Source organism: Pseudomonas kielensis (assembly GCF_014236655.1).
Lineage (GTDB): Bacteria > Pseudomonadota > Gammaproteobacteria > Pseudomonadales > Pseudomonadaceae > Aquipseudomonas > Aquipseudomonas kielensis.
Window position 1 is genome coordinate 1 of record NZ_JACMYG010000058.1, and the last position, 12598, is coordinate 12598.

The 12598-nt window shown below is 54.9% G+C and carries 9 protein-coding genes; 5 read left to right on the forward strand and 4 right to left on the reverse strand.

Features of this window, described 5'->3' with window-relative positions; translation table 11 throughout:
* Positions 1-149: 149 nt before the first annotated feature.
* On the reverse strand, positions 150-1055 hold the full coding sequence (locus H7995_RS28595) for a helix-turn-helix domain-containing protein (protein WP_244647837.1): 906 nt from the start codon (positions 1053-1055) through the stop codon (positions 150-152).
* A gap of 508 nt (positions 1056-1563) precedes the next feature.
* Between H7995_RS28595 and H7995_RS27590 the strand changes: the two genes are divergently transcribed.
* The 3 genes from H7995_RS27590 to H7995_RS27600 all read left to right on the forward strand — a co-directional run bounded on the left by H7995_RS27590 (position 1564) and on the right by H7995_RS27600 (position 7798).
* Positions 1564-2541, forward strand: a complete 978-nt coding sequence (locus H7995_RS27590; protein ID WP_185819282.1) for a hypothetical protein — start codon at positions 1564-1566, stop codon at positions 2539-2541.
* Positions 2542-2696: 155 nt separating this feature from the next.
* Positions 2697-5264 carry a DNA topoisomerase gene (locus H7995_RS27595; RefSeq protein WP_185819283.1) on the forward strand — a complete coding sequence of 856 codons (2568 nt, stop codon included), beginning with the start codon at positions 2697-2699 and terminating at the stop codon, positions 5262-5264.
* Complete coding sequence (locus H7995_RS27600) at positions 5261-7798, forward strand: HD domain-containing protein (RefSeq protein WP_185819284.1); 2538 nt, start codon at positions 5261-5263, stop codon at positions 7796-7798. The genes H7995_RS27595 and H7995_RS27600 overlap by 4 nt, the downstream gene beginning before the upstream one ends.
* Positions 7799-7869: 71 nt before the next feature.
* On the opposite strand, the gene H7995_RS27605 is transcribed toward H7995_RS27600, so the two are convergent.
* The gene (locus H7995_RS27605) at positions 7870-8376 is read right to left on the reverse strand and encodes a hypothetical protein (RefSeq protein ID WP_185819285.1); all 507 of its coding nucleotides are present in this window, start codon (positions 8374-8376) and stop codon (positions 7870-7872) included.
* 111 nt (positions 8377-8487) lie between these two features.
* Positions 8488-9483 (reverse strand): DNA-binding protein, encoded by a 996-nt coding sequence (locus tag H7995_RS27610; protein ID WP_185819286.1) that lies wholly within the window; start codon positions 9481-9483, stop codon positions 8488-8490.
* 249 nt (positions 9484-9732) lie between these two features.
* On the opposite strand from H7995_RS27610, the gene H7995_RS27615 reads away from it, so the two are divergent.
* Entirely contained in the window at positions 9733-10404 is a 672-nt protein-coding gene (locus H7995_RS27615; protein WP_185819287.1) for a hypothetical protein, read from the forward strand.
* Between the two features lie 14 nt (positions 10405-10418).
* The gene (locus tag H7995_RS27620; RefSeq protein ID WP_185819288.1) at positions 10419-11549 is read left to right on the forward strand and encodes a tyrosine-type recombinase/integrase; all 1131 of its coding nucleotides are present in this window, start codon (positions 10419-10421) and stop codon (positions 11547-11549) included.
* A 5-nt stretch (positions 11550-11554) separates the two neighbouring features.
* Here H7995_RS27620 and H7995_RS27625 read toward each other — a convergent pair whose 3' ends face one another.
* On the reverse strand, positions 11555-12019 hold the full coding sequence (locus H7995_RS27625; protein ID WP_185819289.1) for a hypothetical protein: 465 nt from the start codon (positions 12017-12019) through the stop codon (positions 11555-11557).
* Between the last annotated feature and the right edge of the window lie 579 nt (positions 12020-12598).

The following is a 12598-nucleotide window of genomic DNA, read 5'->3' on the forward strand; positions in this document are numbered from 1 at the left end:
TGATGCCGTAGCTATCGAACCTGCTGACCCTGTGTCAGATCCAGGACAACAGGACCCTAGCGTTCCGTTCGTTTTTTAACCCACAAAAAAGCCCCGATCTTTTCAGATCGGGGCTTCTTCATTTCTGGAGAATGCTAAACGGTTGGACTCTATTCAGTAAAGTTGTTGCCTGGGACTTCCACTTCGGCTTTAGCCATCAGGTAGCGTTTCGATTCGCGCTCGTAAAGCGACACGAGCGTAATACGTACGTTGATCGGTGTTTGCTCCCACTCTTCAACACTCGGTGCATAACCAGCCCACTGAGGATCTTCCTGCATCTTACGAACAGACAACCACAGCTGTTCGTTTAGGTCCTTGGAATTGAAAAAATCTTCAGCAGTGAAGTGCTCTGCGAGGAGGTAGACCTGAATAAGAGGCAGGCCCAGAAACTCAGCAATTTTCTGAAGCTTCTCTTTACCCAGCGATTTGATTTGGCGATTGCCATTCGCCAAAGAATTCCAGTAGATCTGAGTTACGCCGACGATATCGGCGATGGCTCGATCCTGAAGGCCACGCTCAACAATGGCCTTTTTGATCATCTTGATCAGACGAGCGCCTTCGATTTTATTACGGTCACGGGGCGAGGTCTCATTCTCGTTCTGTAATCCTGCTTCAGCCGCCGCCTCGGCTTCACGTGCCAACTGGGCCTCAGCTAAAGCTTTTTTAGCTAATGCAGAAACCTTAACTCTCGGGCTGGTTTTGCCTGGCTCTGGGATACTCGCAGTCACTAATGCTGCCTCAGCGGCTGGGGCAGGCTTCTTTGCCGCGGCTGAAGAGCGCACTCTCGGAGCCGTCTTAGCTGTAGGTGCTGTAGCCTTAGGTTCAGAAGTTTTAGCTGCTGTAGCCTTAGGTGCAGAAGCTTTAGCGGCAGCCGGTTTTTTGGCTGCTGCCTGAGGCTTGCTCTGCGGCTTTTTAGTATCGGTTGCAATAGTAGGAGTCGTATCTACATTTTTTGCTGAAGCACGGGACCGCCCTTGCGTAGAGCCACTTGCTTTCTTGTCGCTAGGTTTTGTCATGGTTACGGCTCCAGTGTGTTCGCGTAGGGGTCGAAGTGTGGGCGCCCCTTGTATAAATAAAGCAGGAAAATGCCATTATATGTAAAAATTAATTCTACACAGTTAACAACAAGATTCAATCTCTTGTTCATGTGTAACAAGAGGCTTGCTGGCTAGTTTTGAATGCTAAACATTGAGGGAGACTGGTCCCCAAAATAGGGGAGGTTGGATGCGAAATCTCTCTCGAACTAGATGGCGAAACCCAGAGCATAGAGGTAGAAGCCTAGCTACAAGTTCCCCTTTTTATCCCGCCTGATCCCTCACCATTCTGCCGTGCTCTTACTGATGCGCCCCCAGATTTTCTCGGTCATGCCTTCTCCATATGGTTAGCTAGGTGTTCGTCGATCGGCTTACCAACTGAATAAATGCGCCCAGCGGATTCATTCAGTATCATCTGAACCTTATTGTATTATTGGTACGTGTTGAGTATCCTCAAACGCACCAATTCCAGCTAAACACGAGGTACTCTATGCTCCCCCAGGACGCAAAGCGCAATCCGGATTCCTATTCGTATCCAAACGGGATGCTCAACTCAGGCTATATCGCCGGCGTCCTGCGGAATAATGATCCTCTCAAAGGGATCTGCTACATCCAACAGACCCGCAGCGAAAACCACATGCTTCCGATTCATTACGACCCGAAAAAGTCGCCGATCCCACGCGAAATTAAAGAGTGGGATCTGGTCATGGCATACGTCCATACCGAGGGCGCAGTGGAGGGCGAAGACCGGATTGCGAAACTCAAAAGCATCCGCTTTGAAGCCCCAAATTTCATGCACATGGGCACGCGCTTTCGCGACGATTTCATGAAGAAATGGGGTGCGGCCGTACACGCCGCAGCAGTTGATTCCGGGACGCCAGAATCCGTTCAGGCGTTGCAGCAGATGCCGGGTGAGGACAACGACGCACGTCGTGACTCGTTCGACTGGAGAGCGATGGAACTGAACAAGAACGCCTCGAACCAGATTCGCATCGCCGGATTCATTCAGGCTAAATCGTTGGAGCGCAATCGAAAACATCCGGTTGACGGCACCCCGATCAATGATCGACTGGTAGTTCTGATCCGACAAAGCAAGGATTCGGATCATTCGATCCCGGTGCGTTGGTACGGTCGTAACCTCCAGCCACTCGCTGAGAAACTGGCCCGCGGTATGCCCATCATCGTTTCGGGCGAGTTCCGTATCGATGTAAAAGCAATCTCATTGCCAGACCCAGAGACTCAAGTTGCCGAAGTTTCGAAAATCCCCTTCATCCAGGCTAAGGACATGCCGGCACCGGTCTCCCCAGATTCCGGTCACATCAAAATGATTCCCGGCTGGGCCGCCGAGCTCTTCAAAGGCCACGGCTCCGCACAGTCAGAAAAACCAGTTGATCAAGACCGAGCGGAACTGTTCAACGCGGCTTTCGTTCCGAAAGAAGGCAAAACGGATGAACAGCCCGGCGAGTAAGTAAACAGCAACGCCATAGGAAGTGAAAAAGCCATCGAGGTCCTTGACCACTGTCGATGGCTTTTTCCGTTTTGGTGGCTGTGGAATTACACCGCAGCCCCCGACCGCTACAAGCAGTCGGCTTCAACCCCTAGAAATTGAAGGCATAGTCAGCAATGGGCAAGACTCTCATCATCACCGAAAAAGCGACGGTCGCAGCCACCATCGCTAAAGCCATCGGCGGGTTCAGCAGGGTAGAAAACTGGCTCGAGAGTGAAGACGCCATTCTTGCCCCAGCTGCTGGTCACCTGGTGGAGATCCATTCCGAAGAGATGGCCAAGGCCGGCCGGGACATCAGCAACCTGCCGGTGATTCCGGATCTATTCGAACTGCGCGTTATTGAGGATAAGAAAAAGTTCTTCCAGGTGCTCGATCGCCTCATGCGCCGCTCTGATGTAACTGCCGTCGCCAACGCATGCGATGCTGGCCGAGAAGGCGAGCTCATTTTTCGACTGATTTACAAAAGGGCCGGGTGCACAAAGCCAATGCTTCGCCTCTGGATGAGCTCAACCACGGACGAGGCTATTCAATCGGCCTATGCGGGAATGCGCCCCGGGGCGGACTATGACAACCTTGCAGATGCGGCTGAGATTCGAAGCGAAGGTGATTTCATCGTTGGGATCAACGCGTCTCGAGGCATCACCCGACTTTATGAGCGACAAACAGCCAAATCCGAAACCTTTCCGCTGGGCCGAGTCCAGACCCCGACGCTTTCCTTGGTCTGTGCCCTGGAGCTGAGCATCCTGACTTTCCGACCGGCGCCTTACTGGGAAGTGCACGGTACGTTCGGTGTTGGCGCTGGCAACTACGTCGGAAAATGGCAAGCACCACGGACTTCGGATAGCGCCGGCACAGAAAAGGACTACCACCCACACCGAATACTCAACCGTGCAATCGCTGACGCCATTATCGCCAAGTGCTCCGGTGCGGTACCGACCAGTGTGGAAGAAGAGGTAAAGGCTGCACAAAAGGGTGCTGGCAAGCTGTATGACCTGACCGGCCTACAGCGGGAAGCTAACCGTAAGCTTGGGTTCTCGGCAGCCTACACTCTCGAACTGGCCCAGAAGCTCTACCTTGATCTCGGCCTCACCACCTACCCGAGAACGGATTCCGCTTACCTGCCTGATGACTTCGTCGGGGAAGCCAAAAAACTCATGAGCACGTTTGGCGGCACCCGTTATGAGGAGCATGCCCAGCGCGTCCTGGATGGTGGCTGGGTCAAACCGAACAAAAAGATCTTCGACTCGAAAAAGGTGTCTGATCACTATGCGATCGTGCCCACCGGTAAGCGGCCCGGCGAATTGGCCGAAGACCTGCAAATAATTTACGACATGATCGTGCGTCGTTTCCTCGCGGTCTTCCATCCGCCGGCCGAATACTCCGTCACTGTGCGGCTGACCACCGTTGAAAGTGAGGTGTTCCGCACTACCGGTCGCGTGTTGGTATCGCCTGGCTGGATGCAGGTGTACGGTCCGGGCGCCGCAGACGCGGACGATGCTGACGACCGTGATGGGGATGCTGAAGACAAAAAAGAGTTGGTCCCTTACGTGAAGGGCGAGCACGTCAGCGCCACCGGCCTTGATCTAAAGATGCTCAAAACAAAGCCCCCTCAGCGGTACACCGAAGACACGTTGCTCGGTGCCATGGAAACCGCAGGCCGCCTGATTGACGACGAAGAGCAGCGGGAAGCGATGAAGGACCGTGGGCTCGGTACGCCAGTTACTCGCTCGGCCATGATCGAATCGCTATTGGCTGCTAAGGATGGATCTAACCGAAAGAAAGATCCTTACATGGTGCGTGACAAAAAGTACCTCGCGCCCAGCGCCAAGGGCATGACGGTCTACCGGTTCCTGCTAGAGAACAACATCCAGGCTCTGACCTCACCGATCCTCACCGGTGAATGGGAGCAGAAACTGCGTTTGATGGAGAAGGGCCAGTACAGCCGGACGACCTTCAAACAGGAGCTGTCCGAGCTGACGATCCAGATCCTCGACACCATCAAGGAAAAGTATGCCGGCATCACCGTCAAGGTACTCAAAGCACCATGTCCAAAGTGCGGGAGCGCCGTGGAAATCCAAGCCAAGACCTTCGCCTGTGCTGAGCAGTGTGGCTTTTCGATCTGGCGTGAAATTGCCAAGCGAACCCTCAAGGTATCCGAAGCTGAAACCTTGCTCGCAGAGAAACTGGTGCTTGGCCTGAAGGGATTTGTCAGCACCGTGACCGGAAAGAAATTCGAAGCTGGCTTACGGCTACTTGATGACGGCAAGGCGGAGTTCTACTTCGATCCGACTGCCAACACCAAAGACTCGAAGGGCAATGTAGTGACCTGCCCGAAATGTCAGGGCCCCATGCGCCGGATCAAAACCGCTACTGGTTTTTTCTGGGGATGCTCGGACAGGGATGAGTGCAAGCACACCATGAACGACCGCAACGGCGATCCTATCGAACGACCGAAGGCGTATGAATGCCCAGAGTGCGGTAAGCCCATGTACTTGCGGAACGCCGACAAATCGCCGTTCTGGGGATGTAGCGGCTTCGTTAAAGGCGGCGGCGGTTGCAACAACACTCTGAAGGACAATAACGGAACGCCGGTACCTAAGTCTCCACCATCGCCGGCGCCCGCATCCCCACAGCCAGATCAACCATCCAAATCCCAGCCGGTAGCTTCCGAGGTGTTCCTGTGAACGCAAACAACAGAATCATCCGGGCGGCCTTTCTTGTTTTTGGTTTTTGGTGGCTGGTGTTCACGCTGGTCGAGTTCGGTGGCCAGCCTTTTGAGGTGCTGGAGAACTGGCAATACGTGGGGAGTACGGTTTCTCGCTGGGTGGCGGGTGTTGCCGCCGGTTTGATCATCGGTGTTTGGTACATCTGGTTCGGTAGAGTGACCGCGATGAGCCGATTGTTCAAAGGCAAGTTGGGTAACAGGTTCAATGGTGCTCGTTCAACGCTTGGTGACGTGCCAATGCCGGCCCGGGCACCCAAGCGAGTCGAAAGCCCAGCCAAAAGGCTTCCCATTGGCAGTGAGCTGGTCAACGCATGGGTAGCGGCCAACGAAAAGAAATATCCACAGCACGTACAATTTTTTTGGGCTATCTGGGACACCTACTCGGCGCACAAGCATTTCCCTGCATCACACCGCAAGGGTGGTCATGGAAACCGCCGGCTGTGGGAACATTGCCTGGCTGTTGCAGACACAGCCCTGGCCGATGCCAGCGCCTATGTTTTTGATGGGGTCTACGTAAAAGCCAGGGGCAAACCCAAATTCAAAATCATCGACCTCAAAAACAAAGAATTTCTTTTCGACGCTCAGGACCCGCTGGTCCCGATCCTGGCACTCGCCCATGACATCGGCAAGCTGGAGGCCTATGTTCTCGGGCCTGACGGATCCGTCCAAACCAAGGAAGAAGGCAGCGCACTCACACCACAGGACGACAATCGCATTTCTCACGATTCATTGGGCGCCCGCATACTTGCGCGGTTCCCGGAATACTGGGCTCTGCCTGCTCGCGACAGAACCACCATCAACCTGGTCATAGGTCACTACCATCATCCAAGCCAGTTCCCGGTCGATCGAAATGGCCTGAGTCTCGATGATCGGATGACCGCCCTGATGGAATTTTTGATCCTGGTCGACAAGAAAACCGGCATGGCCGAATCGAACATCACGGATAGCTTGACTGAGCACGAAATCACCGAGGAAGAATCGAGCTCGATCTACCACAGCTTCGTAGACATCATCACCGAATTCGGACGCGTCAACGGCACGGGTGATAAAGCCCGGGACTCGACTCTAAAAATCGCACAAAAGCATGATGGGCTCGTTGTGGTGAAGGAGAAAGACCTTCGCATGCTCATCCTCGCCAAGATGGGCTGGTCCCTCGACGACGGCGATGGCCGCTACCGGGTCACACTCAATCTGCTGGCAACCCTTCAAGAGAAAGGCGTGCTCTACACCACCCACAACCACGCAGACATGAGCCGCTTCCTGCCGATGTTTTCGGCGTCCTTTAGAGACCCTCAGACCGGGGCCCACATGACAACGTGGGAGCCAGTCATTATTTTCCGACCGGTATCCACTACGCCTGAATTGGCAGGACTGAATGGGCTACCGAATCTGAGCTCAAAACTGGACGTCGAACGCCCGCTCTTCACCCACAATCTTGGCATTCAAGAGGTTGAGGGTCTTCGTGCGCTGATCGCGCTGGGCTTTGGTAGCGAGATCGCCGCCAAGGCGAACATTGCCGGCAAGCAGGCGAAGGCCCAGGCCTCGCCCCCACAAGCCGAAGCTCAGAACCCGCCGCCAACGATTGCCCCAATCACCCTGGCGCTGGATGGAACGGGTTCTGGCCCGGCAGCCCCTGTAGTGTCGCTTCCAGAAGAGGTACTTCAGGCCGAACCTCATGATGCGCTGGATCATCCGCCTACGCCGATTGATCAAACCGAAGATGGAGTTCCACAGCGCCAGGACAACTACAGCCCGGCATTACGTCTTGTACATACGGCGCCGCCCGCCGCGCCTGAAAACAGCCTAACCGCTCCAGAGATGGCTGAAGTGCAGTCCGAAGAAGAGGAGTTGCTGCCTGATGAACTTCAGCTTGAAATAGCTGGGCTGCTGGAACAGGGAGCAGCCGATAACGACGATGAAGAATTCATGGCATTTGTCGAAGACTCTACCGCAGAAGACGACTTCGGGGATGCGTTCGCGGACTTCGGCGAGGAGGTGGCAATCCATCAACCTGTTCCTATGACCGAACAGCAAACAACGTCGGTACCAGAGATCCAGGTTGAACAGCAAATCGTGACTGAAGAATCACCGCCAGCAATCAGCACTGACCCAGTATCGGCCACACCAGTAGCAGTAGCGATACACGACCCTGATGCGCAGTCCTCCAAGCGTAAACTCAGCCCGGCAGCTGAGGCTGCGGCGCTGAAGGCCCTGGGTGACGCCACCCCGGACTTCACCGCGTTCATTCAACCACGCAAAAAGAAGAAGTCGGTATTGAACCACATGACCAGCATTCGCGAGGCCATCACGAATCAGGTGATACCAATCTGCGGGAGTAAGGATGGGTTCGATTACTTGTTGGAAGCGGACATTGTTGCGTTTGACGCCGATCTGGACCTCAAGGCACTGATCAAGGCAGAGAAGCTACCCACTGTGACTCCAAAACCTGGTTACACAATGATTGGATTTCCAGTTGTTGAAGGTAGGGGGTAATCAGCAGCGTAGGAAGATATCACTCTGACCGTAATTCCCTGGCCCTACAGGGCAGACCAGGGAAATTACGGTCAGTTGCTAGCTTGTTCTTTTTCGGTCACGGCATCCTTCCGCACCATGAAGAAGCTAGGCCTGGTCACGGACTCAAAGTGGTGGCGGACGAGCTTTGGGTCCAGCATCTTGGCTACAGCGTCTGCCGGCGTCAGTTGGGAGGTAAACGGCAATACCGCACAACCAAATTCTGCCTTGCCCTTAGGCAAGCCTTCAGCAAAGTCGAGCACCCGCTGCATATCTGAGTAACTGGCGCTCCCGCCACCTACTTTCAAAAAACTCCCATCAAAAACTTTGTATTCAGGCTCGCCGTCAGCCCCATCCAGTACAACCACAGCCGACATCTGCGGAAAGTTCTCAGCCGCGCCATCAGTTTCCGAACCACCATCCAGTGGTGACCAGAAAAACACAACCTTTTGCAGACCGGAGCGCTTAAGAGCCTCGATCAAGGCGTTAGCCTTCTGATTGTGCGGAGCGTCAGGGTTAAAGCGGTCAGCGTTATGATAAGGATTAGCGTGAGCATTCATGGATCAATACCTCGTTAGGTTAAGGGTACAGCTACTCAAACGTAACACTGTATAAATAACCAGATCAAGGCGCCGATATCAAAATTTTTCACCTCCAGAACGGGCGCCTCTTCATTCCCTGGCAGGGGGCGCCAGCGGTTTTTCTTCCTTCTGCTCACCTGCACTCACTTGGGCTCTGATGCTTTCGAGCAGTGCTGTTTCCAGCTTGTCATTCTTTTCGCTGAGTTGGGCGTTACGCTGTTCCAGCTTCTCCAGATTGCGATCCGTGGCCTCAAGCCTCCCACGGAGTTGCGACGCCTCATCGCTGGCTTTCGATCGCAATTGCCGCAGCTGATCTTTCTCATTCCGTTCCCGCTCAAGCTCTTTGATCAGCTTGTCGGTTTTGGCCTTTTCTTCATCACGTACCCTGGCCGTTTCGCGCATCAAGAAGTCTTGTGTCTTGACCAGTTCTACCTGGTGGCTTTCAGCCAAGGTGGTCAGATCCCTCTGGGAGCTCGCCCTCAGATCCGTTAACTGCTGTTGCAAGCTATCCACGAGCCCTTGGACACGCTGCTGTTCCTGCATATTTAACGCATGCTGAGCCGCCGCTTTCTCGGTCTGCTCCTTCAGGTCCGCTGCCAACCCTTTGCGCTCGGCCTCATTTGCCTGGAGCAGCTCAGTGAGGCTGAGCTTGTCGGCACGTAGCCCATCAATTTCTCGAGTCTGACCGTCGAATCGCTCAATGGCAGCCTGTTCATTCGCCTGGGCAGTCTTCATCGCTGCCACTGCACCGTCTGCATGGGCCTGAAGTTGCTTGCGCTCAATTTCATGCCCCGCAGCGGCAGCATCCAGGGCGACGTCCCAGATTTTATCGAAGCTCGAGCAGACCTCATCCGGAATGCCGGGCCGGCGCAGCCGCTTACTCATGAGGGGACCAGCCTTCACCCAGAACTTCTTGATCTCATCGTTGACCAGATTGGGGGATGCGGTGACGCCGTGTTCTACCGATATCAGCTCCCGAATGGCTGTCTGCCGGACTTCTTCACCATTCGCGAGCAAACGTGCCGCGTAGTCATGCACCCATTGGCGAGTGCTTTTGAGTTGTGTGCTAGGGGACTGAGTGGGCATGGCTTCTCGACCAATGGAATAGGGTTTTTTGCAAGAATACACTAAAATCAGAACAAACGCTTCCGTACTGAAATCGATAGGATTTGTATTATTTTTTGAAAAATTCGTGAATACGTCCAGTTATCACGATATTTTTTAAGAGGGGGTGGCGCGGGGGGTGGTCTAACAGTAGCTGGCTTCTAGCAGGAATGGGTTGCTGTTCTGATAAAACCCTTTAGAATCGGGTTTTTACTTATAAAGACTTGCGCTGTGGATCAAGCCAAATCACGCAAGGTGGAAAAGGGATCACCCTTCTTACGCCCTCCGAAGCTTTCTCGAGAAGCCTTCAAAGCGCTCATTGAGCAGCGCGGCTGGCGTATGGCCGATGTCGCTTGTCGGTGGTCAATCCGGCCGGAGCACTTGAGCCGGATTGCCGCGGACGAGGACCGAGATCTGAAATGGGATGACCTGGTGCGATCGCTGCCGGCATTGAGCTCTTTCGAGCGGTCGTGTGTGACAGCGGCTAGGCTTTCCATCATTCCGCCGAAACCCCGCAGGCGCAAAGACCAGCCCATTGGCGAACTGGACCAACCGGTAGCCGCTGATTCCGCCGGCACCGCAGTGCAACCTGATCCACCGTTCAAGTGGGAGCAAGGCGACGACGAGGACGAGGATGAACCGTTCGCGCCGGGCGTCGACGGCTTTCGTTACAACAGCTATCTGTCGCGGGGCTCAGAGCTGGTGGTCGTGCAGGAGATCGATGGCTTTGCCCGCGAGCATGCCATTCTGGTCGTAACCGCTACCCGGGTCGGCGTAGACCCTGCCGGCGGAGCACAGGAAGAGTACCAATGCGAGTCAGCGACAGGTGATCGGCGGTGGATTGCGCCGGATCAGATTGACGATTGGCTAGTGTCCAACGGAAAAATGCGGGATCTACGATGAGCTCACGAACAGGCTTGCCCATCCGCCTGGATTTCCAGGCCAACACCGAGATCGCGTTGCTTGAAGCCTACGCGATGGTGGAACCAGGTGAAGCTCCCGACCTGATCCAGGCCAACAGCGACATCGAGGCGGCAGCCATCTGGCTCAAAACCACCGCCACCAATCTCAAGACTCGCCGGGTTATGCGCAAGGAGGTGGAACGCTTCATCTTGTGGGCGCTGCACACCCGCGGCAAGCAGCTGTCACAGATCAACGTGATGGATGTGAGCGACTATGCCGCTTTCCTGGCGGATCCCCAGCCCCGGGAGGTGTGGGTCAGTGAAACCAAGTATCCACGTCATCATGAGCAGTGGCGACCATTCGCAGGCCCCCTGAGCTTGAGCTCGCAGCGCTATGCCCTGGTGCAAATTGGCAGCATGTACACGTGGATGGTCAAAGGTGGGAGGCTCAAAGGCAATCCCGTCGCGTTGGTGCGCAAACCAGAAGTGCCGCACGATAATACGATCAAGCGCTTGCTGCCTGAAGAAGGCATTGCCCTTGCCTTTGAAGCGATCGGCCTGACCAAGAGTCCGCGTAAGCGAGCGCGGGATCATTTCATGCTCAGCTTGTTTTACCTGACCGGTGTGCGCACTTTCGAAGGCACCACGTCCAATATGAGCAGCATCCATCGCTCGGCCAGCGGGACCTGGTGGCTGACTGTCCTCGGCAAGCGCAACAAGTTTCGCGACGTGCCCATTTCTGACGAGTTGTACCAGGACCTGCAACTATATAGAGAGGCCTTCGGGTTGCCGCGGGACATTCCGTCGAAAGACCCAACCCCCCTCCTCCTGGCCGCCAACTCCAAACTCAAGCGGGCGCACACCAGCACCGTGCTCAAAGCCGTCATCGATATCATGACCCGGGCGGCAGGCCTAGCCATTCAACGCGAGCAATTTGAGCTGGCCGATCGGCTAGCGGAAGCGACTACCCACTGGCTCCGTCACTCCTGCTTTAGCCATCTGGCCAAGGCTACCGGCGACCTGGTGATGATCAAGTCCTTGGCTGGTCACAGCAAGATGGAAACCACCAGCCGTTACCTGCATACCGAAAACGATGAACTGCATGCCGGTGTCGTCCAGACGCTGAGTACGCCGCGGCTCAAGTAGTTCAGTTATTGCTTTGGTGCACCACGGCGCGCTTTTTGGGCATCCAAGAATTTTAGAGCTTCTACGCCAATCCAGAAGGCCAGTTTCCCATCGGCATCATGGCTGGCTTTTTCAAGCCTCTTGAATTCGTCTAAGGGCAATCCGGCGCCCCTTAGGAGCGCATGGAAAGCCTTCATGGAGTTATTCAGAACATCAAGTCCACCGCCTTCCAGGATGATCGTCAGCGGCTCAGTCAGTATTGGTGGTGGTGCTACGTCGCCAACGTCGGTGGTGCGCGCAGGCTCATTTGAGTGATTCGGCCCAGCCAACTGCGCTGCCTTGCGCTCAACATCGGCAACCTCGACCTCGTACTTGGTCTCGGCCCAGTCCAAGAAGCCACCGGGTTCTCCACCGCCCTCAAAAAACTCTTCACGTAACGCTTCGTAATGCTCACCGTCGTTGTGGTGCAGCCAGTCGTTGAAACTTTTCATGCTCTGCGCTCCGGGTGAACAGGCGCGAAACCAGCGCCCTGGTACTGCCGAACGGCGGGCTAGTGTGTAGCGGCTGCTCGGCTTTTCCTATTCGTTTGCATTGTGGTTCGCTTCTTCGCGCCACTTGCTTTCAGCGCTTGACTTGGTAGAACCGCGGACATCTATTCGCTCCCCGCGAAATTCCGCATACGCACGGTATGACTTCCCATCCTTAACTATCCAACCCTGGACCTGCTCACCGTCAATCATGGTTGAAAACTCAACTGCTGCGCTCATTGCCTTCGTACTCATATGGTTACTGATGAGGCCAGCTTGCCGTCACGACAGCAAGCCGGGTGCATTTCGGAGAGCGAGTCGCGGCCTCCTGACAAGAATATCAGCCGGCCCATCGTGATGTTCACGGAAGATGCCGGCAGGTCATCGGGCGCCCCCCATGTGCGAAAGACCCCTTCCCTGCTGCCCTAGATGTTTGTAGTTGGCACGTACACCAAGCCAGTGATTGACCATTGTCTGTTTCAACGTGCGGCATCAGATACTCAGCTGATTTTTCTCAATCCATAGGGTATTCATCCCTTCATC